Below are 22,455 nucleotides of genomic sequence, written 5' to 3'. Positions count from 1 at the left end.
TCATTGTCTCCTCAACAGGGGAGACGACAACAATGTTCGGGACAAGGGGAAAGCTGTTGCTTCTGGCAATGGCGATGCAGGTCGCCGGGTGGGCCACTGCCGCCAATGCCGGTGCAAGCTTCATGCACACGGGAGGCCGCACGACCCAGCCGGTCGGCCACTATCAATTCTGCCAGCAACTGCCGGCCGAATGCCGGCAGCGCACGCCGAAACAGGGTCCAGTCGAACTGTCGCGCAATCTGTGGGCGACGATCGTGGCGGTCAACAACGCCGTGAACACGGAAGTCCAGCCGCGCACCGACATGGAAATGTGGGGCAAGGAAGAGGTCTGGTCCTATCCCACCAGCGGCTTCGGCGATTGCGAGGACTATGCGCTGGAAAAGCGCCGCCGGCTGATGCAGGCGGGCGTGCCGGCCGGCGATCTCCTGATGACGGTGGCACGCCAGCCGAACGGCGACGGCCACGCGGTGCTGACCGTGCGCACCAGTCTGGGCGAATTCATCCTCGACAATCTGGAAGGGCGCGTGCTGGCCTGGACCGACACCGACTACACCTACCTCAAGCGCCAGTCGACGCAGAATTCCGGCGTCTGGGTCACCATCAACGACGGCCGCGCCGACGCGGTCGCCAGCGTTCAATAGGACGCGCCAGGAATACCCGGTCGAGTCCCCACCCTCCCCGTCCCCAACGACCGGGTTAAGGAGCCGGCCCCGTCCCCGGGCCGGCTCCACTTTTTCCGAAGCCTAGCGGATGCCGAAAGCGGGCCGGAAAGCGTTGCGATCTCCGCTTCAAATCGAACGCCCCGGGTTTTTGACTTTGCGTCTGTCTTTTTCCCGAAACCGGTTCCCACTTTTGCGATACATGCGTTAGACTTCCCACGGGCAGACGGTGGAGAATGTCGGGTGCATTGATGTCCGGCATCGATTCGATGGCGGACAACGACAACACAGCGGCGATCATCGACGAAATCTACGAGGCTCCGTTCGTTCCGGAGCGCTGGCCCGCGATACTTGAGAAACTCGCCGGGATGGCCGACGCCGAAGGCGGCCTGCTGACCACGCTGGACGGAAATCGCACGGGAAACTGGGTTGCCTCCGACTTCGCCGTGCCGCTGATGGAACGCTACATCGAAGGCGGCTACGAGAAGTACAACACCCGTCCGCAAAGAAACCTGGCCAAGCGCTACGCAGGCTTCATGACTGATCTGGACGTGATGACGGAAGCGGAAATGGCCACCGACATCATCAATCTGGAAATTCTGCTGCCGGCAGGGGTCGGCTGGACTGCCAGCACCTACATTTCCATTCCGTCCGGCGATCAGGTCGGCGTCATCTTCGACCGGCGGATCGAGCGTGGCCCCTACGAGAGCCCGGCCCTGAAACTGCTCGACGGCTTCCGGCCGCATCTTGCCCGTGCCGGCCTGCTTGCTGCACGGCTGCATTTGCAGGAGGCGCAGAACGCCACCGAGACGATGCGCAGGCTCGGCCTCCCGGCCGCCGCCGTCGACGCCGACGGGCGCGTGATCGCCAAGAACGATCTCCTCGATACGCTCGAGGGTCAGGTCGGCATCCGGGCGCGCGATCGCATCTACCTGACCAGTCCGACCGCCGATGTCCTGCTCGCCGACAGTCTCGCGCGGATGGCCCGCAAGGATACCGGCGGCGTGGCCTCCATCCCCTTGCCAACTGTCGAACACGGACGGGCCGCTATCCTGCATCTGGTGCCGATCAGGCGCATGGCGCACGACGTCTTCGCCCGCACCGTAGCCCTAGCCATCGTCACGCCGCTGGTGCCGGCGCCGGCGCCGCACGCCGACATTCTCGGCGGCCTGTTCGACCTTTCCCCGGCGGAGGATCGCGTCGCACGCGCGCTGCTCGGCGGCATGAGCGTGCAGGACTGCGCCGTGGCCTTCCGCGTCTCGCAGGAAACCGTGCGCGCGCAACTCAAGAGCATCTTCGCCAAGACAGCGACCTCGCGCCAGACCGAGCTGCTTCAGCTTCTCGCCGCCACGACGTCGCTGCCGATTCGCGGCTGATGGCTGGGCCGGCGTAAAAATCCAACAATTCAGGCTCGTTTCAGCCCGGCCTTGAAGCGGCGGGCGTTCACGACGTAATGCGCGGCCGAAGCGCGAAGACGCCCGACGGCAGCCTCGTCAAGCGTACGAATCGCTTTGGCCGGCACCCCGACGATCAGCGAATTGTCGGGAAATTCCTTGCCTTCGGTAACCAGCGCGCCAGCGCCAACGAGCGAGTTTTTGCCGATCTTGGCGCCGTTCAACACGATGGCGCCCATGCCGATCAGGCTGTTGTCGCCGATCGTGCAGCCATGCAGCATGGCGCGGTGACCGATGGTGCAGCCGGCTCCGATCGTCAGCGGAAAACCCTCGTCAGTGTGCATGACGGTATGTTCCTGGATATTGGTATCGTCGCCGATGACGATGGGGTCGTTGTCGCCCCGGATCACGACGCCGAACCAGACGCCGACATTGCGGCCAAGCTCGACATCGCCGATCACCGACGCATCCGGAGCGATCCAGTTGCTGTCGGCGTCGATCAGGCGGGGCGCCTTCCCTTCCAGTTCATAGAGCGGCATTTCTCCTCCAATGGTCGTCGGCTTCGTGGGCTCTCATTCTTTCTGTGCCGTATCCGGCACCATTTCAATCCCGCCGACGACACGCTGCGCCACGTTTACCGCCCGTTTACCATAACGCCCGCACAGTCGCGGCAGATTGCAGCCTGCGAAAATCGCGCGCCGCGCATCGGCACAGAGAACGGGAATGACCGCCAACAACGCCGCAACCGTCGACAGCCCGCAGTTGCGGGTGATCGATTCGTCGCTGATGATGAAGGTGTTCTACGCCTTCGCGGCCATGGCGCTCTTGTCGCTCGTCATCAGTTTCGGCGGCAAATGGCTGGGCCGCTCGATCATCAAGGCGGGTTATACGGACGATACGACGGTGCATGAGGTCGTCATCGGCAACGACGTCGTCAGCGTACCGGCCAACGTCATCCGTTTCGACCGTGCCCGGCGCGACGGCATCGCCTCGCGGCTCGACCTTTATTTCCGCTATCCGCAGATGGATGGCTACAGCACGGCCGCCCGCGACGACTTCAACGACGTCGGCGGACGCAGGACGATCGTCTTCGTCTCTTTCGAGCCGCGCATGATGTCGCGTGACATGAGCGGCCGCTTCGAGCCGATCTACAAGAACCTCATCGCGCCGACCGGCAAGCCCGGGCCGGGCGGCACGACGCTCTACGACTTCACCGAGCCGTCGGGCTATGTGAACGAAGTGCTGGCGGTCGCGGCAAGAGCGGGACAGGAGCCGTTCGTCGCCCGTTGCCTGAGCGGGCCGGCCGCCGAGCAATCGCTGGCGCCTTGCGAGCGCGACGTTCATGTCGGCAATGCGCTCAGCCTCACCTACCGCTTTCCGCAGAGCTTGCTGGCCGATTGGCGCAATCTCGACGCGGCGATCGCGACCGAGACCGGACGCATCCTCAAGACGGCGCGCTGAAAGGCTGCGCCGGGCGGGCTGGCTCAGCCGAGGTCGATGTCGAGGATCGCCATCGAGAAATTGTAGTCCCCTTCTTCCTCGTCCTTGTAGACGAGGCCGAGGAATTCGTCGCCGATATAGAGTTCGGCCGAATCCTCCTTGCGCGGGCGTGCCTTCACTTCCAGCTTGGGGTTCTGGAAGACGCGCTTGAAATAGGCGTCGAGCTTTCGGATTTCGTCAGGCTTCAACGGTTTTCTCCGGTTGGACGGCTGGCGACGGCGCAATCGGCGCCGCGCTTGGCTCGCCGGCTTCTGGCACGCCGACTGCGGCGCTGTAAAGGCATCTATGCCTCGACCGCGCGGAGACAAGATATCGGCGCCGACGGGCGCGCCTGGTCAGATATCGAAGGAGACGACGTGATCCATCGTCTGCGACGGCAGAAGCTGGTCCATCTGGCGCGACGGCTGGTCGCAGCCGGTCTCGCCGACCACGCGGGCCGGCACGCCGGCCACCGTCTTGTTGTGCGGCACGGCCGAAAGCACGACGGAGCCTGCGGCGATCTTCGAGCAATGGCCGATTTCGATGTTGCCGAGGATCTTGGCCCCTGCCCCGATCAGCACGCCGTGGCGGATCTTCGGATGGCGGTCGCCGCCAGCCTTGCCGGTGCCGCCGAGCGTCACACCGTGCAGGATCGACACGTCGTCTTCGATCACCGCCGTCTGGCCGACGACGAGGCCGGTGGCATGGTCGAGGAAGATACCCTTGCCGATGCGGGCGGCCGGGTTGATATCCGTCTGGAAGACCGAGGAGGATCGGCTTTGCAGATAGAGCGCGAAATCCTGCCGACCCTTATTCCACAGCCAATGCGCCAGGCGATGCGTCTGGATGGCGTGGAAGCCTTTGAAGTAGAGCACCGGCATGATGAAGCGGTCGCAGGCCGGATCACGGTCGTAATAGGCCTGGATGTCGACACGCACCACCGACGACCAGTTCGGATCGTCGGCCAGCATCGCCTTGAAGGTCTGGCGGATCAGGTCGGCGCCGACGTCCTCATGCGCCAGCCGTTCGGCCAGGCGATGAATCACCGCCTCTTCCAGGCTGTCCTGGTTGAGGATGGTGGAATAGAGGAAGGCCGCCAGCAGCGGGTCGCGTTCCACCGTGGTCATCGCCTCGTCGCGGACCGAGCGCCAGATCGGATCGGCCTGCTGGAGCCCGTTCGGGCGGGCCATGGTCATGCTGTTCATCGAAGGCCTCCGCTGCCGCTTGCCTTATCCGGCCGCTGATATAAGCCAGATGATAACAGGCGTGAACTGAATTTTCCTTATCCTGTCTTCAAGTGGTTTGTGATGACGCAAAATCAACCGGCAATGGAACAGGAACCCTTGATGGTTCGTATGGCCGGCGGCGTCGCCACGGTGACGCTCAACCGACCACGCCGCAAGAACGCCATCAGCCACGCGCTTTGGCTGGAGCTTTCCCGGCTCTTCGAGACCCTTTCCGCCTCCGCTGAAATTCGTGCGATCGTGCTTACTGGTGCCGGCAGCGATTTCTCCGCCGGCGCCGATATCGCGGAATTCGACACGCTGCGCGGCGCCGGCAACGCCGAGGCCTACGAGACGGCCAATTCCGCCGCTTTCGCGGCGGTGCGCAACGCGCGCGTGCCGGTGGTTGCCGCAATCCGCGGCGTCTGCTTCGGCGGCGGTTTCGGCCTCGCGGCAGCCGCCGATTTGAGGATCGCCGCGCCCGACGCGCTGTTTTCGGTGCCGGCGGCGCGGCTGGGGCTGGCCTATCCGCAGGACGCCATGCAGGACATCGTCGCGGCGGCGGGGCCGCAGATGGCGCGCTACCTCACATTCACCGGCGCCCGCATCGATGCGAAGACGGCACTGGCGGCAGGATTGATCCTGGAGATCGTGCCGACAGACGAGGTGGAGGCCCGCGCTTCAAGCATCGCGGCCTCGATCGCCGCCAATGCGCCGCTTTCGGTTCTGGCTTCCAAGCTTTCCATCCGCGCCGCGCTGAGCGGTGTCGCCGCCGATGCGGAAGCGGCGCGGGTAGCCGGCGCGCGGACCTTCGAGAGCGCCGACTACGCCGAAGGCCGCGCCGCCTTCCGCGAGAAACGCCAGCCGCGGTTTTCCGGCCGATGAGCACGCCGCTGCTCGATACCACGCTGAAGGCCGAGCTTGCCGATCTCTATCGCGCGCCCGGGCGCCACTATCACGGTCTCGCCCACATCGAGGCACTGCTGGCGCTGGCCGCCGAATACCGCACTGCCCTGTCCGATCCGGAGGCGGTGGATGCGGCGATCTGGTTCCACGACGCCATCTACGACAGCCGGGCCAAGGACAACGAGGCGCAGAGCGCCGGCCTTGCCCGGCAAAAGCTCGCTGGGCGAACGGACGGAACGCGGATCGACCGCATCGCCACAATGATCGAGGCGACGGCCCCGCACGAGGTCCCTGCCCTCGCCGATCCGGACCATGTTCGCGACGCCGCCCTGTTGCTCGACATGGACCTGTCCATCCTGGGCGCCGAGCCGGATGTCTTCGATGCCTACGAACAGGCAGTACGACGCGAATACAGCTGGGTGGACGAGCCGGCGTGGCGGGCCGGGCGCGGCGCGGTGCTGAACAACTTCCTCGCCCGCCCGCATATTTTCCATACGCCGGAATTCCGCGACCGGTTCGAGGCGCAGGCGCGGGAGAACATGGCGCGGTCGGTTGAGAGGCTGGCAAGGCAGCCTCTGTAGCGGCTTTATCTGCACCGCTTTCAGAGCTTCAAATCCGAGGCACCAAAGCCCGGACGGAATAAACAACGTGCGCCCTACAGCGCATTCTCCGCATAGAATTCCAGCACGCGCTGCTTGAAGCTCTTGTCGCCGACCGACAGCATGTGGTCGCGCCCTTCGATGGCGAAGGCGGTGGCGTTCGGCATCAGCGCGGCAAGCTCCTCGGCCGAACCGGCGATGTCGTCCTTCGTGCCGACGGCAATCAGCGTCGGCTGGGCGATCAGTGCCACCTGGTCCTCGGTCAGTTCATCGCGCGAGCCGATAATACAGGCGGCGAGCGCGCGGCGGTCGCTGCGCGTCTGGTCGGCGAACGCCCGAAAGGTCTTCCCGCGCGCATGGGCGATGCTGGCCGCATCCTCGGCCAGCAGCGCCTCGCCGATCGGGTCCCAGTCGCCGACGCCGTCGACCAGCCCGATGCCCAATCCGCCCAGCACCAGCGTCGCGACCTTGTCGGGATCGGACAGCGCCATGAAGGCGGAAACGCGCGCGCCCATGGAATAGCCCATGACGTGCGCCCGCCCGATGCCGAGATGGTCGAGAAGTGCGGCCGCATCGCCAGCCATGCGCGCCGGCGTGTAGTCGGAAGCCTCATAGCTTTTGGATGTCGAACCGTGGCCGCGATTGTCGAGCGCAATCGCCCGGTAGCCGGCGTCGTTGAGCGTCTTGAACCAGCCGGGCGCCACCCAGTTGACATAATGGCTGGAGGCGAAGCCGTGGATCATCAGCACCGGATCGCCGGCACCGGACGCCGGCCGGCGGTCCAGATAGGCCAGATCGAAGCCGTCGTGGCGGAAGAATTGCAGCGTCGTGTCCTGAACCGTCATTTCGCGGTGCCTTGCCCATCATTGACGTTCGGCGCATCGCCGTTGTCGGGCGGCGGTTCGCCGGGAACGGGAGCGGCCGCGATGGCCGGATGCCTGACCAGATCACCGTCGGCGATCCCGTTCTTTTCAGCCGTGCCGGATTTCAGTTCCAAGACGAAGCGCACCGGCTCGTCCGGCGAGATGACGGCTTCCGAGAACGGCTCACCCTGACGGATGGCCTTGATGCGGCCGTCCTGACCGATGAAGATCAGGTCGAGCGGCATCGGCGTGTTCCTCATCCAGAAGCCAACCGGCTGGGTGGCCTCGAAGACGAACAGCATGCCGTGGTCGTCCGCCATATCCTGCCGGAACATCAGGCCGGCCTGCCGCTTGCCTGAATCGTCGGCGATCTCGATGGTGAACGGGCGCTCACCCCGGTTTGTGACCGCCACCAGCGGCGCAGGATCGACCGGCAGGATCATCGGCTGGCCTTCGGCCGGCCCGGACCATGTGGGCCGCAGCAACGCCATCAAAGCAAGGACCGCTCCCAGGCAGAGCGCCGGTGCCTTCAGCCAGCCAAAACGCGCCATCGCAAGGTCCTGCTCTTTCGTCCAATCATCTTCCCGGCCCTCGGCCCCTTATCGGCACGGAAAGGGCCGGAAACGTGGCATGCCCATCAAGCATGCGGCCACGGCAAAGCCAAGCCGCGGCGACCCCACGGCGGGCAAAACAAAGGCCGCGCAAGCGCGGCCCCCTCTGCATCGCTTCGCCATCCGCTCAGTGCGCGACAGGCAAGGTCCCGACGTCCGGATGGATCTCGGCGGCCATCAGCCCCTTGTCGCCACGGCCGAAGCGCACCAGCACCACCTGTCCCGGCCGCAACTCGGTGACGCCGTAGCGGCGCAGCGTCTCCATGTGAACGAAAATGTCCTCGGTGCCTTCGCCGCGCGTCAGGAAGCCGAAGCCCTTGGTGCGGTTGAACCACTTGACCAGCGCCCGCTCCAGCCCGCTCTCGGGCGTGACGGTGACGTGCGTGCGCTGTTCCTGCATCTCGGCGGGATGGACGGCGGTGATGATATCCATCGACAGGACGCGGAAGGCCTGCAGGCCGCGCTCCCCCTTGCGCACAAGGCAAACCACGCGCGCGCCCTCAAGCGCGGTCTGGAAGCCGTCGCGCCGCAGACAGGTGACATGAAGGAGGATATCGCCGGTGACGCCGTCGTCGGGCAGGATGAAGCCATATCCCTTGGCGACATCGAACCACTTGATTGCGCCGGAGACCTCCTGAAGATCGGCGCCCTCGCCGGCTTCGTCGTGCCCCACCGCTGTCGCATCCTGCCCCATCCAAGAGGCCTTTTCCCCCATCGAGCGCCCCCTTTCTTCGTCAGTGCAGCAAACTGATTCTTGACGCCAGATTAACACTTGCGCTTCCGGGGTGTGCAAGACCTGCGCGGGCTTTTTTCACGGCTCGTTGGTTGTCGCCTGTTTTGCTGTCATTTCCAGCGGCGAATACTTGGCGGTTGCCGCCCCAATACACCCACCCTATGTTGCGTTCCGAACCGCCAGCCACAATTCCGGAGATACCCATGCGCTACCTGCACACGATGGTCCGTGTCGCCGACGTCGATGCCTCGCTCGACTTCTACTGCAACAAGTTCGGCCTCAAGGAGGTGCGGCGCATCGAGAACGACAAAGGGCGCTTCACGCTGATCTTCCTCGCCGCGCCGGAGGACGAGCAAAGCGGCCGCGCCGAACACGCGCCGCTGGTGGAGCTGACCTACAACTGGGATCCGGAAGAGTACAAGGGCGGCCGTAATTTCGGCCACCTCGCCTATGAAGTGGACGACATCTACGCGCTGTGCCAGCGCCTCATGGACAGCGGCGTCACCATCAACCGGCCGCCGCGCGACGGCCATATGGCCTTCATCCGCTCGCCGGACGGCATCTCAATCGAACTCCTGCAAAAGGGCCAGCCCAAGGCGCCGGCCGAGCCGTGGGCATCGATGGCGAACACCGGCGCCTGGTAGACCCCAGAGGAAAGACCATGCCGACCAGCCGCGCCGACGTCGTCACCGGACAGGCCAGCAAATATCTCCAGCAGTTGTGCAAGCACTGGGCGCACAAGTTTCCGGTCGCGTTCGATCCGGCTCACGGCACGATCGAGCTTTCGTTGGGCCGCACCGTGATGGATGCCGATGCCGAAGCGCTGCACATCGCCGTGACGGCACAGGACGCCGAAGCTTTGGAGCGACTGGAGACGGTGGTGGCCGACCATATCAAGCGTTTCGCCTTCCGCGAGGAGCTCGTCTTCGACTGGAAGCGCGACGCCGGCTGAGCGCCTATCCCGCCGCCTTCGCCATTTCCAGCAGCGTCAGCACGGTACGCCAGTTGCGTGCCGTGCCGGGCACTTTCAGCGTGCGTGGGATCAGGTTGGCGAAGTCGGAATGGCCGAGTCCGTTCGGTGCCTTGAGGTAGAAGGCGTCACCCTTGACGGTGAAATGCTCCGGGCCGGTGCATTTGTCCGCCAGTCGCTTCTCTTCCTCTTCGGCCGGCTGGCGCTCCAGCGTATAGAGGTGGAGTTTCTTCGGCTCGTCGACGACTTCGGGATAGGGGTTCTCGGCGACGCGGCGCGCGAGCCAGTCGGCGTCCCGCACCATGATGCGCGAGCGGAAACCCCATTTTGCCTCGAAGGCGTTCTCGATCGTCCCGGCCAGCTCGGCGGCGTCGCCTTCGGCCGCCCGGAAGACGACGTTGCCGCTCTGCACATAGCTTTGCACGGCGGTGAAGCCGAGCGCCTCGAAGAAGGAGCGCAGCTCGGCCATTTTGACGATGCGGTTGCCGCCGACATTGATGCCGGAAAACAGCGCGACGAAAATCTTCCCCCTCGCCGTCATATGATGAAGCCCGCCAGCGTCTCGTTGTCGGTGATGTCCTGATATTGCACGCCGTTGGCGTCGAAACGCGCGGTCAGGAGGTCGAAATTGCGGCGTTCCTTCGTCTCGATGCCGATCAGCACTGAGCCGAAATTGCGCGCCGACTTCTTCAGGTATTCGAAGCGGGCGATGTCGTCGTCCGGCCCCAGCATTTCGAGGAAGTCGCGCAGGGCGCCCGGCCGCTGCGGGAAGCGGATGATGAAATATTTCTTCAAACCCTCGAAGCGCAGCGCCCGTTCCTTCACGTCCGGCAGCCGCTCGAAGTCGAAATTACCGCCGGAGACGACACAGACGATCGTCTTGCCCCTGATCTCCTTCCTGGCAAAATCCTTCAGTGCATCGATGGCCAGCGCGCCCGCGGGCTCCAGCACCACGCCCTCGACATTGAGCATCTCGATCATCGTGGCGCAAAGCCGGTTTTCCGGCACCAGCCGCACCGCATCGGCAGGAAAATCCTTGAGGAAGCGCAGCGGTTCACGGCCGATCTCGGCCACCGCCGCGCCGTCGACGAAGTTGTCGACTTTGGCAAGCTTGACGCGGCGGCCGGCGCCGAGGCTCTCCTTCAGGCTCGGCGCACCGGCCGGCTCGCAAAAGACATAGCGGCACTCCCTGGCCTGCTCGGCGAAATAATGCGAAATGCCCGCCGCCAGCCCGCCGCCGCCGACCGACAGCATGAGGATGTCGGGCATGCGGGTGCTGATCTGCCCGGCGATCTCATGGGCGACCGTCGCCTGTCCCTCGATGATGTCCTTGTGGTCGAAGGGCGGCACCATGTGCGCGCCGCTTTCGGCGGTGAATTCCAGGGCCGCGCGGTAGCAGTCGTCGAAGAAGTCGCCGACCAGACGGATCTCGACGAAATCGCCGCCGAACAGGCGCGTCTTGTCGATCTTCTGCTGCGGCGTGGTGACGGGCATGAACACCACGCCCTTCTTGCCGAAATGGCGGCAGACATAGGCAAAGCCCTGAGCGTGGTTGCCGGCCGAGGCGCAGACGAAAAGCTCGGCCTTGTTGCCGGCGGCCAGCGCCTTGCGGAAGAAATTGAAGGCTCCCCTGATCTTGTAGGAGCGCACCGGCGTCAGGTCCTCGCGCTTCAACAGGATCCGCGCCCCGTATTTGCGCGACAGGTAGGGATTTTCCTGCAACGGCGTCTCGGGGAAAAGCTCGCGCATGGCGGCAGCCGCGCTGGAAACCTTTTCGGCGAAGCTAGTCATGGCGATCTTTCCTGTGCAATCGAGACTGCGTTCCTGACGCCATTCGGACTTTTGCGCAACAGTCTGCCGCCGGCACTCATGTCCCGGCCGATTTCGGCTGACCTCGACTTACTTTGGCCGCACTTGCCCTGTGGGGAGATTTTTTACGAAAATATCAGGGTTTGAGCCGCGGACTGGCGCCGATGGCGGAGTGAAGTGGACTTGAAAGTGCTGCCGAAAACGCTTCTTGCTGCCGTGCTTGCCGTCCTTGTTGCCGGCTGCGCCGGCCACAAGCCGGAGGAGTTGCTGGGCAGCGCCGTGGTGACGGCCTCGATCGCCGACATTTCCGGCAACCACGCCATCTTCATCGCCACCACGCGCAAGCGCTCCGACGATCCCAACAAGGTGTTCGACGGCGAGCGCTCGGCGCTGCTCAGCTTCGCGCGCGTCAACATCACGGTGCCGAAAAGCCACGAGACCGGCAAGATCGAGCGCAAGAGCCGCGGCAAGTCCGACGATCCGTCGAAATATTTCATGGCCTCGCAGGCTACCGGCTATGACAGCGCGGCCAAGTTCCAGTCGGCGCTGAACACCGACATCGCCGCACGCGGCGGGCGGGTCATGGTGTTCGTGCACGGCTACAACACCGGCTTCGACGATGCTGTCTATCGCCTCACGCAGATCGTTCACGATTCCGGCTATCCCGGTACGCCGGTTCTGTTTTCCTGGGCCTCGGGCGCCAGCACGACAGGCTATGTCTACGACAAGGAAAGTGCGGCCGCGGCACGCGACCAGCTCGAGGCGACGCTGAGGCTGCTGGCGCAGTCGGGTGCGCGCCGCATCGACCTGGTGGCACATTCGATGGGGACATGGGTGACGATGGAAGCGCTTCGGCAGCTTGCCATCGAGGGCAACCGCAATCTCGGCGGCAAGCTGGGCGATGTGGTGCTCGCCTCGCCGGATATCGATGTCGACGTGTTCAAGAGCCAGATGCAGCGCTACGGCAAGCCTGACAAGCCGTTCATCGTGCTGCTCTCCGACGACGACCGCGCGCTGCGCCTCTCCAGCATGATCGCCGGTTCGCAGCCGCGCGTCGGCGACTACAAGAACGCCGCCACCGACCTCACCAGCTATGGCGTGACGGTGGTGGACATGTCCGGCGCCAAAGCCGGCGACAGGTTCAACCACACCAAGTTCGCCGACAATCCGGACCTGGTGACGCTGCTCGGCAAGCGCTTGAGACAGGACGACGGCTATGCCAGCGACCGCGAAGTGACCGACCGCATCATCCAGCTCAACCAGCAGGCCAGCCCCGGCGCAATGTAGCCTGCGGGCTGGACCGAAGCGGCGGTCGGCTTTATGCAGGCGGGGTCGTCATGTGTCGCGTTCGCCAGCGAGGTCCGCGCCGGTGCAGGGAAAGATCGCTTTCATCGTCGCACTCGCGCTGCTGGCCACCGGCTGCGCCGGCCGCAACACGCATGACCTCCTGAACAAGACGGCGGTCGAGGCGCCGGCATCGGCGATCGCCGCGACGCACGACATCTTCGTCGTCACCACGCGCCAGAAAGCAACCAAACAACCGCGCCAGGTATTCGACGGCGACCGCTCGCTGACCTCAAACTTCGCCGAGGTCCAGATGACGGTGCCGAAGGTCCACAAGGTCGGCGCCATCGAGCGGGCCAGAGGCTCGGCCCCCAGCGACCCGGCCAAGGATTTTTCCGCTTCGCATGTCACCCTCTACGGCGATGCAGGCCAGTTCCAGAAGGCGGTCGGCGCCGACATCGCCCGGCGCGGCGACCGGGTGCTGGTGTTCGTGCACGGCTTCAACAACGGCTTCGACGACGGCGTCTACCGGATCACCCAGATCGCCCACGACACCGGCTACAGGGGTACGCCGGTGCTGTTTTCCTGGGCCTCCGCCGGCAAGATCACCGGCTATGTCTACGACAAGGAAAGCGCCAACGCCGCCCGCGACGACCTTGAGGCGACGCTGAAGATGCTGGCGCGCACCAAGGCCAAAAGCATCGATATCGTCGCTCACTCGATGGGCACATGGGTGACGATGGAAGCACTGCGCCAGCTGGCCATCGAGGGCAACCGCGACCTGAACGACAAGCTCGGCTACGTGGTGTTGGCTTCGCCCGACATCGACGTCGACGTGTTCAAGAAGCAGATGATTCGCTACGGCAAGCCGGACAAGCCCTTCGCCATCCTGCTTTCTGGCGACGACCGGGCGCTGAAGCTTTCCGGCTTCATCTCCGGCGACAAGCCGCGGGTCGGCGACTACGGCGACGCCGCCGACCTCGCGCAATACGGTGTCGTCGTCGCCGATCTCACCAACACCAAGGGCTCCGACCGGCTCAACCACGCCAAGTTCGCCGACAACCCGATGCTCGTGCAATTGCTTGGCGACCAGCTGAAAACGCCCGCCGCACTCGCCACCGGCGCGCCCCTGCCCGGCCAACCGATCGAGCAAATCGGCAACGGCCTCGGCCAGGCGGTCGGCTCGGTCGCCCAGATCATCATCACAACGCCGTTCAAGGTGCTGTCGGTGGCGACGGGGGGAGAATAAAAATTGAAGGGAATAAGGGATTAGGGCAGTAAGGGAATAGGAGACGAAAAGGATAGGAAGAGGAAACAGCAGCTTCTTCTTGTTCCCCTATTCCCCTATTCCCCTATTCCCATATTGCCCTAATCCCTACCCCCTACACAAACAGCTCCACCTTCTCGAACGTCCGCACGTCCACGAGACCGATATCGGAGATGCGCAGTTCGGGGATGACCACCAGTGCCAGCAGCGAGTGCTGCATGTAGGCGTTATTCAGGGTGCAGCCGACCGAGCGCATGGCTTCGACCAGCCTGTGCGCCTTGGCGGCGACGATCTCGGCGCGCTCGTCCGACATCAGGCCGGCGATCGGCATCTCGACCAGCGCCAGTTCCCTGCCCTTGGAATAGAGCACCACGCCGCCGCCGACCTCGGCCAACCGGTTGGCGGCCAGCGCCATGTCGGCCTTGTTGGTGCCGACGACGATGATGTGGTGGCTGTCATGCGCCACCGTGGAGGCGATGGCGCAATCCTCGGAGTAACCGAAGCCGGAAACGAAGGCATTGGTGACGCCGCCGGTGCCGCGATGGCGCTCAACCAGCGCGATCTGGCAGACATCGTTGGCGCGATCCATCGCCACCAGCCCGTTTTCTACGGCCAAGTCCGCCTCCAGCGCCTTGGTCGGCGCCTGGTTTTCGATGACGCCGATGACGCGCACCCGCGCCTCGTTGGCGCCGGCGGGCGCAGCGATATCGAAATCGGCCGCTGCCAGCGTCTTGCCCAGCCGCACCGTGTTCTTCGCCGAAGCCGGGTAATCATAGGCGGGGATATCGATTGCCAATCTTCCCTTGCTCGCCAGCAGCACGCCGCGCGCATAGACGTCGTCGATGGCCATTTCGGCGAGGTCGGAGACGATCAGGAAATCGGCCAGCCGGCCGGGCGCGATGGAGCCCAGTTCGCGCTCCAGCCTGAAATGCTGGGCGGTGTTCAGCGTCGCCATCTGGATCGCCGTCACCGGCTTCAGGCCCTGCCGGATGGCGTGGCGCACGACGCGATCCATATGGCCTTCCTCGACCAGGGTGCCGGAATGGCTGTCGTCGGTGCACAGGATGAAGTTGCGCGGGTCGAGCCCGCTTTCGGTCACCGCCTTGATCTGCGCAGCGACGTCGTACCAGGCGGACCCCAGCCTGAGCATCGCCCGCATGCCCTGCCTGACGCGGGCGATGGCATCCTCGGCGCGCGTGCCCTCATGGTCGTCCTCCGGGCCGCCGGCGGCGTAACCGTGGAAGGCGGGGCCGAGATCGGGCGAGGCATAGTGGCCGCCGACTGTGCGGCCGGCGCGCATGGTGGCGGCGATCTCGCCCGCCATCACCGGATCGTTAGCGGCGACGCCGGGAAAATTCATCACTTCGCCCAGGCCGATAATGTTTTCCCAGCCCATCGCCTCCTCGACGTCCTTCACCGTCAAGACGGCGCCGGGATTTTCCAGCCCCGGCGCGGAGGGCACGCAGGACGGCATCTGCACATGGACATTGATCGGCATCGCCAGCGCCTCGTCGTGCATCAGCCGGACACCGGGAAGGCCGAGCACGTTGGCGATCTCGTGCGGGTCGATGAACATGGAGGTGGTGCCGTGCGGGATGACCGCGCGGCAGAACTCGGTCACCGTTACCATGCCGCTCTCGACGTGCATGTGCGCGTCGCAGAGGCCGGGCACCAGATAGCGTCCTTGCGCCTCGACCACCACGGTCTTGTCACCGATCGCGTGGCTGGCATCCGGCCCGCAATAGGCGAAGCGGCCGCCGGAAATCGCGATGTCGGTATCCGGCACGATCTCGCCGGAATAGACGTTCACCCAGCGGCCACCCCGCACGACGAGATCGGCCGGCTTGCGGCCGGTCGCCACATCCACCAGCTCCGTCGCCATCTCCGCCCATGGCCTTGGTTTTTTCACAGCGTCACCGTTCCCTGAAGAATCTTCGCCGTGACTCTGCCAATCCGCAGCGGATTTGACCAGTTGGCTTTGTTGACTTTCCGCCTGGGAAAGCGGTTCATTTCGGCATCCATCGAGGGAGTTCGCCATGACCCGTCTTTCCCTTTTGCTGTCCGTCCTTGCCCTGTTCGTCCTGCCCGGCCTCGCCAGTGCCGAGGAACGCTGGCAGACCCTGCCGGAACCCGCGCCGATGCCGAAGGCCGACGAGAGCGGCTATGCGCCGGTCAACGGCATCGACATGTACTACGCCGTGTTCGGCAAGGGCGATCCGGTGCTGCTCATCCATGGCGGCCTCGGCCACGCCGACATCTGGGCCAGCCAAGTCGCCACGCTTTCAAAAACGCACAAGGTCATCATCGCCGATTCACGCGGCCACGGCCGCTCGACGCGCACCGAGGAGCCCTTCGGCTACGACCTGATGGCCTCCGATTATCTCGCCCTCCTCGACCACCTCAAGATCGACAAGACGGCACTCGTCGGCTGGAGCGACGGCGGCATCATCGGCATCGACATCGCCCTGCATCACCCCGAACGGCTGACGAAGGTCTTCGCGCAGGCCGCCAACGTGACCACCGACGGCGTCGACCCCGGCGTTCTGACCAACAAGACCTTCGCCGCCTACATCGACCGCTCCGGCCGCGACTACAAGAAACTGTCCAAGACGCCCGACCAGTACGACGCCTTCGTCGCCCAGATCTCGAAGATGTGGGAGACGCAGCCCAATTGGTCGAAGGAGGAACTGGCCAAAATCACCACGCCGATCGCCGTCGTTGCCGGCGACCACGACGAGGCGATCAAGCGCGAACACACGGACTACATGGCTTCCACCATCCCCGGCGCGAAGGAGATCATCCTGCCCAACGCCAGCCATTTCGCCATGCTGCAGGCGCCGGACGAATACAATCAGGCGGTGCTGGACTTCATCGACGCCAAGTGAGCCGGAGAATTAACCTTAGCCGCTAAGGTTAAGTTTTCGTTTCGTTGGAAGCTTCCGCCATTGTCCCGTAAAGATACAGAGGGGGCGCGGGACATTTCAGCCGGCGCGCGGCTCGGGGCTCAGAGGGGCGAGCCCGCCAGCCGTTTCGCGCTCCCGCTTTTCCGAAATCCTCGCTATCGGCGACCGCGAAAGCTGGTGCGGACGACGGGGATCGAACCCGTACGGATTGCTCCGAGGGATTTTAAGTCCCTTGTGTCTACCAGTTCCACCACGTCCGCGCGGCCCTGCTTGTCGGGGCTTTGGCCGTTTTCGTCAATCGATGTTTTTGCCGGTCGGGCACGTTCAGCCAATCTTCAGGTTGCGGCGGGCAAACAGGCGGCCGGAACAAACGACCAAGGAGATCACGATGGATCGTCGCCACGTCCTGACCGGCATCGCCGCATTGCTCGCCACGCCCGGCCTTGCCTTCGCGCAGAGCCGCAGCGCGCCCACCTCCGACCAGATCATGCGCCGGCTGGACGTCGAGCCGCGCAGGCGCGTACGGCCGGAAGAGCGCGTCACCATCCAGGAATTTCGCCGCCGGCCGGACCTGCGCCGTGCGGCCCCCTCAATCGATATCCAGGCCATCAACTTCGAGTTCGGCTCGGCAGAGATACCGCGCTCGGAGTTTCGCAAGGTGCGGGAGATCGCGCGTGCCTTCGACCAGATCACGCGCCGCCGCCGCAGGGCCCGCTTCCTCATCGAAGGCCATACGGACGCGGTCGGATCGCGCGCATCCAACCAGGCGCTTTCCGAGCGGCGGGCCGCCTCGCTGAAACGCGTGCTGGTGTCGGAGTTCGGCATTCCTTCCCGCACGCTCGAGGCGGTGGGTTACGGCGAAGATTATCTTTTGGTCGACACGCCTTACGAGGATTGGCGCAACCGTCGCGTCACCATTCGCCGGGTCGACGAATTCCTTCGCTAAAGCATGATGCCGAAAAGTTGCAGACTTTTCGGAAAACATCATGCGTTAAAACAAGAGGCTAGAGCGAGGTGCCGATTCAGCGAAACGGCACCTCGCTCTAGGCGTGATCGCAGCCACCGGCTTGCCCGGTGGCCGCCACGCTCAACTTGCGCGCTTGGCGGCTTCGCGCTGCCGGCGCAGATGCTCCTCGACGCCGGTCGGCTGCTTGTCCTTGGCGCCGCCTGGAATGGCGGTGGACACGACGGCCGGCGGATCGCTTGCCGGGAAAGTGTCCTCGAGGCCGGACTGAAGCTGCTCCTCCAGCGTCTCATTCTCCTCCGAACGACCGGACGTCCGGCGCGCGGCCGGATCTTCAAGCGGCTGCTTGTTGTCGGGATGCGTGCGAACTTCCTTGACCACGGCGAACAGCTGCTCGATGGCTAGTTCCTTCATGTCGCCGAAATCCGGCGTCTCGGCCCGCATGGCCTCGATGCGGTCGGCCATTGATTTCTCGAATTCGTCGAGGCAGCCGCTGCCGTGGGTCCTGCACAGGCGGCGCAGCGCCTCGCCGAGCAGGACCGGTCCGAACATGGCGCTGGCGTCGGCGCGCAGCCGCTCGATCCGCTCGGGGCTTGCATTGCTGAGTTTCGGCATCGCCTTGTTCTCCCTTTGGTCGGCCGGCGTGGGAAACAAATGGCTGGCGCGGCTGGCGGTTCCATCACGTCGCACAAATGGGCCGGCCTGCGACCGGCAGGCCCATCTCTGGCGTCACGCCGCAGATGCCCCTACATAGGCTCGACAATCCCGCCACCTGCACGATCCGCCGGAGTTTTTCATGACCGCACCGCTTTTCCAGCCCATCACGCTTGGCGGGATGACCGTCCCCAACCGCATCGCGGTGGCGCCGATGTGCCAGTATTCGGCCGATGACGGCTCGGCCACCGACTGGCATCTCCATCAATGGATGAGCTATGCGCTGTCGGGCGCCGGCACGGTCACCGTCGAGATGACCGACGTGGAACGGCGCGGCCGCATCAGCCACGGTTGCCTCGGCCTTTATTCGGACCATAACGAGGCGGCGGCGAAGCGCGCGCTGGATGCGGCGCGCCGGGTGGCGCAGCCGGGCACGAAGTTCGGCACGCAGCTCGCCCATGCCGGTCGCAAGGCCTCCTGCCAGCGGCCTTGGGAAGGCGGCGGACCGCTCGGGCCGAACCAGGACCCGTGGCAGACGGTCTCAGCCTCGGCGATCCCCTACGATCAGGGATGGCACACGCCGCACGCGCTGGAAGAAGAAGAGATCGTCCGGTTGATCGAGCGGTTCGCGGACGCCGCCCGGCGGGCCGAGCGCGCCGGCTTCGACTTCATCGAGCTGCATGCCGCGCACGGCTACCTGATCTTCCAGTTCCTGTCGCCGCTCTCAAACCGGCGCACCGACCGCTGGGGCGGCAGCCTGGAAAACCGCATGCGCTTCGCGGTCGAGATCGCGCGCGCCGTGCGCGAGGCCGCCCCGAAGCTGATGCTGGGCGCGCGGCTTTCGGTGAAGGAATGGGTGGACGGCGGCTTCGACGTCGACGAGGCGATCGAGATGGCGAAGGCGCTGAAAGCGGAAGGCGTCGCTTATATCTGCTGTTCTTCCGGTGGAAATTCGCCGCATCAGAAACTGCCCTCCGGCCCCGGCTACCAGGTGCATCTGGCCGAGGCGATCCGCAAGGGCGCGGACATTCCCGTCCGCGCCGTCGGACTGATCGACGATCCGCTGGAAGCGAACGCCATCGTCGCCGACGGCCGTGCCGACATGGTGGCGCTGGCGCGTGCTTTCCTCGCCGATCCGCGCTGGGGATGGCGGGCGGCGGCAATGCTTGGCGAGCCGGTCCATGCGGCACCGCAACTGGTGCGTGCGGTGACCACCATGCAGCACTGGATGAAGAAGGCGGGTTGACGCATAGTATGCCCGCCGCCTCGTGCCGGCGCCGGCAGGCAACCATTTTCCGCGCTTCGCGTTTGGCACGGAACGCGCGCCATTCGGCAGCGCGACCGCAATATTGTACCCTCGGAGACGTCTTATGGCGAAACTGACCTACACGATCGTCGAGCATGACGGAGGCTGGGCCTACAAGGTCGGCTCGACCTTCTCCGAAACCTTCCGGAGCCACGAGGAAGCGCGGCGGGCCGCCGAAAACGCCTCTGCCGAGCAGCAGGTGGCCGGCACCACCGACGGCATCCAGTACGAAGACGCCCAGGGCAAATGGCACGAGGAACTGGCCGACGGCCGTGACCGGCCGCAGACCGAGATCGCGGACGACGCCGAAAACGGCTGACGGAAGCCGGTTGGCTTAGCGGGCCGGCAACAGGGATGGCAGTTCCCTGATCATGGCGTCGCGGGTCGAGCGGCCAGCCGTCATGGTGACGCGCTTGCCCTTTTCCTCGACAAGGCGGGCGAAAACGACCGTCCGGCCGTCGCGCACCGCCCAGCCGACGAACCAGCCATAGGTGTGGTTCTGGTCGGGCTTGCCATCCGCCTTGCGGAAGGGGCCGGTTCCGGTCTTGCCGTGCAGGTCCCAGCCTCCGGGCAGCTTGCCAAGGGCGGTGACGGCGGCGGTCATGTCGAGCGCGTGGCGCGACACCGGCAGTTTGCCCGTCGTCAGCGCCCGCAGGAACTCGATCTGCTCGGCCGGTGAAATCTTCAGCGACGACGACAGCCAGGCCCGCGTCAACCCGTTGTCCTTGCCCGGATCGCCGGAGCCGTCCCGGTTGCCGTAGCCGAAAGCCCGGATGTAGCGGTCGAATTTCTCGACGCCCAGATGCTGCGTCACCTGCTGCGAATACCAGACGACGGAATTGGCGATCCACGACGTCGGGTCCTGATCGGCCTTCCAGGCAGCAACCCATGAGGGATAACCCTTCTTGAAGGGCAGTTTCGGGCTGTGCTCGTCCTTGAGGAAGCCGTCGTCGTAACCCATCAGGGCGATGGCGATCTTGAAGGTAGAAGCCGGGGTGACGCGCCGGTCGCAATCGCCTTCGGCCACCAGCCTGTCGCCAGTCGCCGCGTCGGCCAGGATGGTGCAGACGGTCGCCGCCTGCACGGCGCCTGCATGTCCCATCACAGCGGCCACCGCGAAGGCCGCCCATATCCATGCTCTCATCGCCGTCCTCGCTGTCGAACGCCTGCCCGCAGGCACTGGCTAGCGCGGCGGCGTTACGCAAGGATTACCGTGGGGGATTACCGCCGGAAGACGGTGTCCTAAAAAAGCGAAAGGGCGCCGGAGCGCCCTTCCATGATCGTTGCGGACCGGTCGCGAACTCAGCCGTGCAGCCTGGCGGCGATCTCGGCGACGCGCTTGCCCTGGAAATGCGCGCCTTCCAGTTCCTGTGCCGAGGGCTGGCGCGAACCGTCGCCGTCGGAGGTCGTGGTCATGCCGTAGGGCGCACCGCCGCGCACCACGTCGTTGCCCATCTGGCCCTGATAGGCATAGGACAGCGGCACGATGATCATGCCGTGATGCTGGAGCGTCGCCTGAGTGGAAAGCAGCGCGAGTTCGGCGCCGCCGTGCTGGGTGGCGGTCGAGACCATAACCGAGCCGACCTTGTCGAGCAGCGCGCCGCGTGCCCACAGCGGGCCGGTCTGGTCGAGGAAGTTCTTCATCTGCGAGGCGACGGCACCGTAACGGGTGGCCGAGCCGACGATGATGGCGTCGTAGTTCTCCAGTTCGGCCGGCGTGGCGACCTCGGCCTGCTGGTCCAGCTTGTAATGGGACGCCTTGGCGACGGCTTCCGGCACCAGTTCCGGAACGCGCTTCAAGCTGACCTCGGCGCCGGCTTCGCGCGCGCCTTCGGCGGCCGCCTTGGCCATCTGCTCCATGTGACCGAAGCTCGAATAATAAAGAACCAGAACCTTTGCCATTACAGTCTCCTTGATGGGCAAACCTGTCGGCGCGAAGCGCGCCGTCGACCCCTATCTAAGGTGCCCACCGTTCATCGGAAGCCATCTTCTGGAGCACGGATTGTTCACTAATCGGATGCCATTGCCCCGGTTCCGATGCGGGAGTATGGGTCGATGCCCTGCCCTTCTTCCGGAGACCGCCATGCCAGATATCGTCACCGCCGCCATGATGGTCATCGGCGACGAAATCCTTTCGGGCCGTACCAAGGACCGCAACATCGGCCATCTGGCCGACATCATGACGGCCATCGGCATCGACCTGAAGGAAGTGCGCATCGTGCCGGACGAGGAAGACGAGATCGTCGCGGCGCTGAATGCGCTCAGGACCCGCTACACCTACGTTTTCACCACCGGCGGCATCGGCCCCACGCATGACGACATCACCGCCGATTCGGTGGCCAAGGCGTTCGGCGTGCCGTGCGAATACGACGCCAAGGCCTACAAGATGCTCGGCGACAGCTACGCCCAGCGCGGCATCGAGTTCACCGAGGCCAGGAAGCGCATGGCGCGCATGCCGCGCGGCGCCGACCACATCGACAATCCCGTTTCGACCGCGCCGGGCTTCCGCATCGGCAACGTGCACGTCATGGCGGGCGTTCCGTCGATCTTCCAGGCGATGCTCGACAACGTCGTGCCGACGCTGAAGACGGGGGCGAAGATGCTGTCGGCGGCCGTCCACTGCCCGGTCGGCGAAGGCACGATCGGCGGCCCGCTGGCGGAGATCCAGAAGGCGCATCCCGACACCATCATCGGCTCCTATCCGAAGTACGGCGAGGGCAAATTCTGGACCGAACTGGTGGTGCGCGCCCGCACGCAGGAGGCGCTTGAAGCCGCGCGCGCCGACGTCGAGGCGATGGTGAAGCGCTTCGCCACGGCGGGCTGAGAAGCGC

General features: G+C 65.0%; 26 protein-coding genes and 1 tRNA gene. 14 read left to right on the top strand and 13 right to left on the bottom strand.

What is annotated here, in order from left to right:
- Nucleotides 1-32: 32 nt before the first annotated feature.
- Nucleotides 33-641, top strand: a complete 609-nt coding sequence (locus FGU64_RS01785; RefSeq protein WP_139950642.1) for a transglutaminase-like cysteine peptidase — start codon at nucleotides 33-35, stop codon at nucleotides 639-641.
- Between the two features lie 269 nt (nucleotides 642-910).
- Nucleotides 911-2,035, top strand: coding sequence for a helix-turn-helix transcriptional regulator (locus FGU64_RS01780; protein WP_136355495.1), 1,125 nt, complete (start codon nucleotides 911-913; stop codon nucleotides 2,033-2,035).
- A 29-nt stretch (nucleotides 2,036-2,064) separates the two neighbouring features.
- Here FGU64_RS01780 and FGU64_RS01775 read toward each other — a convergent pair whose 3' ends face one another.
- Nucleotides 2,065-2,592, bottom strand: coding sequence for a gamma carbonic anhydrase family protein (locus FGU64_RS01775; protein ID WP_139950641.1), 528 nt, complete (start codon nucleotides 2,590-2,592; stop codon nucleotides 2,065-2,067).
- Nucleotides 2,593-2,776: 184 nt separating this feature from the next.
- On the opposite strand from FGU64_RS01775, the gene FGU64_RS01770 reads away from it, so the two are divergent.
- Entirely contained in the window at nucleotides 2,777-3,514 is a 738-nt protein-coding gene (locus tag FGU64_RS01770) for a hypothetical protein (protein ID WP_139950640.1), read from the top strand.
- 23 nt (nucleotides 3,515-3,537) lie between these two features.
- Here the strand turns inward: FGU64_RS01770 and FGU64_RS01765 are convergent, their stop codons facing one another.
- Together FGU64_RS01765 and cysE are read right to left on the bottom strand one after the other, a co-directional pair.
- Nucleotides 3,538-3,741, bottom strand: a complete 204-nt coding sequence (locus FGU64_RS01765) for a DUF3126 family protein (RefSeq protein ID WP_129415718.1) — start codon at nucleotides 3,739-3,741, stop codon at nucleotides 3,538-3,540.
- Between the two features lie 147 nt (nucleotides 3,742-3,888).
- Nucleotides 3,889-4,737, bottom strand: a complete 849-nt coding sequence (cysE, locus tag FGU64_RS01760; protein ID WP_139950639.1) for a serine O-acetyltransferase — start codon at nucleotides 4,735-4,737, stop codon at nucleotides 3,889-3,891.
- Between the two features lie 141 nt (nucleotides 4,738-4,878).
- Between cysE and FGU64_RS01755 the strand changes: the two genes are divergently transcribed.
- Entirely contained in the window at nucleotides 4,879-5,640 is a 762-nt protein-coding gene (locus FGU64_RS01755; protein WP_246671209.1) for an enoyl-CoA hydratase-related protein, read from the top strand.
- Nucleotides 5,637-6,242 (top strand): hypothetical protein, encoded by a 606-nt coding sequence (locus FGU64_RS01750; protein WP_139950637.1) that lies wholly within the window; start codon nucleotides 5,637-5,639, stop codon nucleotides 6,240-6,242. The genes FGU64_RS01755 and FGU64_RS01750 overlap by 4 nt, the downstream gene beginning before the upstream one ends.
- Before the next feature lie 74 nt (nucleotides 6,243-6,316).
- On the opposite strand, the gene FGU64_RS01745 is transcribed toward FGU64_RS01750, so the two are convergent.
- From FGU64_RS01745 to FGU64_RS01735, 3 genes are all read right to left on the bottom strand, one after another.
- Nucleotides 6,317-7,084, bottom strand: a complete 768-nt coding sequence (locus tag FGU64_RS01745; protein ID WP_180375690.1) for an alpha/beta hydrolase — start codon at nucleotides 7,082-7,084, stop codon at nucleotides 6,317-6,319.
- Nucleotides 7,085-7,101: 17 nt separating this feature from the next.
- Complete coding sequence (locus FGU64_RS01740) at nucleotides 7,102-7,674, bottom strand: DUF192 domain-containing protein (protein WP_139950635.1); 573 nt, start codon at nucleotides 7,672-7,674, stop codon at nucleotides 7,102-7,104.
- A gap of 187 nt (nucleotides 7,675-7,861) precedes the next feature.
- On the bottom strand, nucleotides 7,862-8,449 hold the full coding sequence (locus FGU64_RS01735; RefSeq protein ID WP_139950634.1) for a cold-shock protein: 588 nt from the start codon (nucleotides 8,447-8,449) through the stop codon (nucleotides 7,862-7,864).
- Nucleotides 8,450-8,670: 221 nt separating this feature from the next.
- Here FGU64_RS01735 and FGU64_RS01730 point away from each other — a divergent pair, with 221 nt between their 5' ends.
- Together FGU64_RS01730 and FGU64_RS01725 are read left to right on the top strand one after the other, a co-directional pair.
- On the top strand, nucleotides 8,671-9,111 hold the full coding sequence (locus FGU64_RS01730) for a VOC family protein (protein ID WP_139950633.1): 441 nt from the start codon (nucleotides 8,671-8,673) through the stop codon (nucleotides 9,109-9,111).
- Between the two features lie 17 nt (nucleotides 9,112-9,128).
- Complete coding sequence (locus FGU64_RS01725) at nucleotides 9,129-9,419, top strand: DUF2218 domain-containing protein (protein ID WP_139950632.1); 291 nt, start codon at nucleotides 9,129-9,131, stop codon at nucleotides 9,417-9,419.
- Nucleotides 9,420-9,423: 4 nt separating this feature from the next.
- Here the strand turns inward: FGU64_RS01725 and FGU64_RS01720 are convergent, their stop codons facing one another.
- Together FGU64_RS01720 and ilvA are read right to left on the bottom strand one after the other, a co-directional pair.
- Nucleotides 9,424-9,978 (bottom strand): DUF1697 domain-containing protein, encoded by a 555-nt coding sequence (locus tag FGU64_RS01720; protein WP_139950631.1) that lies wholly within the window; start codon nucleotides 9,976-9,978, stop codon nucleotides 9,424-9,426.
- Complete coding sequence (gene ilvA, locus FGU64_RS01715; RefSeq protein ID WP_139950630.1) at nucleotides 9,975-11,228, bottom strand: threonine ammonia-lyase IlvA; 1,254 nt, start codon at nucleotides 11,226-11,228, stop codon at nucleotides 9,975-9,977. Before ilvA ends, FGU64_RS01720 begins: the two co-directional genes overlap by 4 nt.
- A gap of 210 nt (nucleotides 11,229-11,438) precedes the next feature.
- Here ilvA and FGU64_RS01710 point away from each other — a divergent pair, with 210 nt between their 5' ends.
- The gene (locus FGU64_RS01710; protein WP_136355922.1) at nucleotides 11,439-12,533 is read left to right on the top strand and encodes an alpha/beta hydrolase; all 1,095 of its coding nucleotides are present in this window, start codon (nucleotides 11,439-11,441) and stop codon (nucleotides 12,531-12,533) included.
- A gap of 82 nt (nucleotides 12,534-12,615) precedes the next feature.
- Nucleotides 12,616-13,779, top strand: a complete 1,164-nt coding sequence (locus FGU64_RS01705; protein WP_139950629.1) for an alpha/beta hydrolase — start codon at nucleotides 12,616-12,618, stop codon at nucleotides 13,777-13,779.
- A gap of 133 nt (nucleotides 13,780-13,912) precedes the next feature.
- Here the strand turns inward: FGU64_RS01705 and ade are convergent, their stop codons facing one another.
- Nucleotides 13,913-15,679: an adenine deaminase gene (gene ade, locus FGU64_RS01700; RefSeq protein WP_139950628.1), complete on the bottom strand. Its 1,767-nt coding sequence runs from the start codon at nucleotides 15,677-15,679 to the stop codon at nucleotides 13,913-13,915.
- Nucleotides 15,680-15,833: 154 nt separating this feature from the next.
- Between ade and FGU64_RS01695 the strand changes: the two genes are divergently transcribed.
- On the top strand, nucleotides 15,834-16,682 hold the full coding sequence (locus FGU64_RS01695) for an alpha/beta hydrolase (RefSeq protein ID WP_139950627.1): 849 nt from the start codon (nucleotides 15,834-15,836) through the stop codon (nucleotides 16,680-16,682).
- A 193-nt stretch (nucleotides 16,683-16,875) separates the two neighbouring features.
- Here FGU64_RS01695 and FGU64_RS01690 read toward each other — a convergent pair.
- Nucleotides 16,876-16,960: transfer RNA gene (locus FGU64_RS01690), tRNA-Leu, on the bottom strand.
- A gap of 128 nt (nucleotides 16,961-17,088) precedes the next feature.
- On the opposite strand from FGU64_RS01690, the gene FGU64_RS01685 reads away from it, so the two are divergent.
- Complete coding sequence (locus tag FGU64_RS01685; RefSeq protein WP_139950626.1) at nucleotides 17,089-17,646, top strand: OmpA family protein; 558 nt, start codon at nucleotides 17,089-17,091, stop codon at nucleotides 17,644-17,646.
- 141 nt (nucleotides 17,647-17,787) lie between these two features.
- Here the strand turns inward: FGU64_RS01685 and FGU64_RS01680 are convergent, their stop codons facing one another.
- A complete protein-coding gene (locus FGU64_RS01680) occupies nucleotides 17,788-18,279 on the bottom strand; it encodes a hypothetical protein (protein WP_139950625.1) in 492 nt (163 codons plus the stop codon).
- A gap of 181 nt (nucleotides 18,280-18,460) precedes the next feature.
- On the opposite strand from FGU64_RS01680, the gene FGU64_RS01675 reads away from it, so the two are divergent.
- Together FGU64_RS01675 and FGU64_RS01670 are read left to right on the top strand one after the other, a co-directional pair.
- Nucleotides 18,461-19,564, top strand: a complete 1,104-nt coding sequence (locus FGU64_RS01675) for an NADH:flavin oxidoreductase/NADH oxidase (RefSeq protein ID WP_139950624.1) — start codon at nucleotides 18,461-18,463, stop codon at nucleotides 19,562-19,564.
- 124 nt (nucleotides 19,565-19,688) lie between these two features.
- Nucleotides 19,689-19,943 carry a hypothetical protein gene (locus tag FGU64_RS01670; protein WP_136355453.1) on the top strand — a complete coding sequence of 85 codons (255 nt, stop codon included), beginning with the start codon at nucleotides 19,689-19,691 and terminating at the stop codon, nucleotides 19,941-19,943.
- Between the two features lie 15 nt (nucleotides 19,944-19,958).
- Here the strand turns inward: FGU64_RS01670 and blaOXA are convergent, their stop codons facing one another.
- The gene (gene blaOXA / locus FGU64_RS01665; RefSeq protein WP_139950623.1) at nucleotides 19,959-20,768 is read right to left on the bottom strand and encodes a class D beta-lactamase; all 810 of its coding nucleotides are present in this window, start codon (nucleotides 20,766-20,768) and stop codon (nucleotides 19,959-19,961) included.
- 158 nt (nucleotides 20,769-20,926) lie between these two features.
- On the bottom strand, nucleotides 20,927-21,526 hold the full coding sequence (gene wrbA, locus FGU64_RS01660; RefSeq protein ID WP_139950622.1) for an NAD(P)H:quinone oxidoreductase type IV: 600 nt from the start codon (nucleotides 21,524-21,526) through the stop codon (nucleotides 20,927-20,929).
- Nucleotides 21,527-21,707: 181 nt separating this feature from the next.
- Here wrbA and FGU64_RS01655 point away from each other — a divergent pair, with 181 nt between their 5' ends.
- Complete coding sequence (locus FGU64_RS01655; RefSeq protein WP_136355446.1) at nucleotides 21,708-22,448, top strand: competence/damage-inducible protein A; 741 nt, start codon at nucleotides 21,708-21,710, stop codon at nucleotides 22,446-22,448.
- The last annotated feature ends 7 nt before the right edge of the window (nucleotides 22,449-22,455 follow it).

It is taken from the genome of Mesorhizobium sp. 8, from assembly GCF_006351905.1.
In the GTDB taxonomy this organism is placed as follows: domain Bacteria; phylum Pseudomonadota; class Alphaproteobacteria; order Rhizobiales; family Rhizobiaceae; genus Mesorhizobium; species Mesorhizobium composti.
Note: the sequence above shows the minus strand (reverse complement) of the source record. Positions and strands in the feature narration are given on the sequence as shown.

What these genes read in the sequence shown, in the direction of transcription:
- FGU64_RS01740 (WP_139950635.1), bottom strand. Translation starts at nt 7,674, where the DNA reads ATGGCGCGTTTTGGCTGGCTGAAGGCACCGGCGCTCTGCCTGGGAGCG.
- FGU64_RS01680 (WP_139950625.1), bottom strand. Translation starts at nt 18,279, where the DNA reads ATGCCGAAACTCAGCAATGCAAGCCCCGAGCGGATCGAGCGGCTGCGC.
- FGU64_RS01695 (WP_139950627.1), top strand. Translation starts at nt 15,834, where the DNA reads ATGACCCGTCTTTCCCTTTTGCTGTCCGTCCTTGCCCTGTTCGTCCTG.
- FGU64_RS01750 (WP_139950637.1), top strand. Translation starts at nt 5,637, where the DNA reads ATGAGCACGCCGCTGCTCGATACCACGCTGAAGGCCGAGCTTGCCGAT.
- ilvA (WP_139950630.1), bottom strand. Translation starts at nt 11,228, where the DNA reads ATGACTAGCTTCGCCGAAAAGGTTTCCAGCGCGGCTGCCGCCATGCGC.
- FGU64_RS01770 (WP_139950640.1), top strand. Translation starts at nt 2,777, where the DNA reads ATGACCGCCAACAACGCCGCAACCGTCGACAGCCCGCAGTTGCGGGTG.
- FGU64_RS01675 (WP_139950624.1), top strand. Translation starts at nt 18,461, where the DNA reads ATGACCGCACCGCTTTTCCAGCCCATCACGCTTGGCGGGATGACCGTC.
- FGU64_RS01735 (WP_139950634.1), bottom strand. Translation starts at nt 8,449, where the DNA reads ATGGGGGAAAAGGCCTCTTGGATGGGGCAGGATGCGACAGCGGTGGGG.
- FGU64_RS01720 (WP_139950631.1), bottom strand. Translation starts at nt 9,978, where the DNA reads ATGACGGCGAGGGGGAAGATTTTCGTCGCGCTGTTTTCCGGCATCAAT.
- FGU64_RS01775 (WP_139950641.1), bottom strand. Translation starts at nt 2,592, where the DNA reads ATGCCGCTCTATGAACTGGAAGGGAAGGCGCCCCGCCTGATCGACGCC.
- FGU64_RS01755 (WP_246671209.1), top strand. Translation starts at nt 4,879, where the DNA reads ATGGTTCGTATGGCCGGCGGCGTCGCCACGGTGACGCTCAACCGACCA.
- blaOXA (WP_139950623.1), bottom strand. Translation starts at nt 20,768, where the DNA reads ATGAGAGCATGGATATGGGCGGCCTTCGCGGTGGCCGCTGTGATGGGA.
- FGU64_RS01725 (WP_139950632.1), top strand. Translation starts at nt 9,129, where the DNA reads ATGCCGACCAGCCGCGCCGACGTCGTCACCGGACAGGCCAGCAAATAT.
- FGU64_RS01685 (WP_139950626.1), top strand. Translation starts at nt 17,089, where the DNA reads ATGGATCGTCGCCACGTCCTGACCGGCATCGCCGCATTGCTCGCCACG.
- FGU64_RS01670 (WP_136355453.1), top strand. Translation starts at nt 19,689, where the DNA reads ATGGCGAAACTGACCTACACGATCGTCGAGCATGACGGAGGCTGGGCC.
- wrbA (WP_139950622.1), bottom strand. Translation starts at nt 21,526, where the DNA reads ATGGCAAAGGTTCTGGTTCTTTATTATTCGAGCTTCGGTCACATGGAG.
- FGU64_RS01785 (WP_139950642.1), top strand. Translation starts at nt 33, where the DNA reads ATGTTCGGGACAAGGGGAAAGCTGTTGCTTCTGGCAATGGCGATGCAG.
- FGU64_RS01780 (WP_136355495.1), top strand. Translation starts at nt 911, where the DNA reads ATGTCCGGCATCGATTCGATGGCGGACAACGACAACACAGCGGCGATC.
- FGU64_RS01655 (WP_136355446.1), top strand. Translation starts at nt 21,708, where the DNA reads ATGCCAGATATCGTCACCGCCGCCATGATGGTCATCGGCGACGAAATC.
- FGU64_RS01730 (WP_139950633.1), top strand. Translation starts at nt 8,671, where the DNA reads ATGCGCTACCTGCACACGATGGTCCGTGTCGCCGACGTCGATGCCTCG.
- ade (WP_139950628.1), bottom strand. Translation starts at nt 15,679, where the DNA reads ATGGCGACGGAGCTGGTGGATGTGGCGACCGGCCGCAAGCCGGCCGAT.
- cysE (WP_139950639.1), bottom strand. Translation starts at nt 4,737, where the DNA reads ATGAACAGCATGACCATGGCCCGCCCGAACGGGCTCCAGCAGGCCGAT.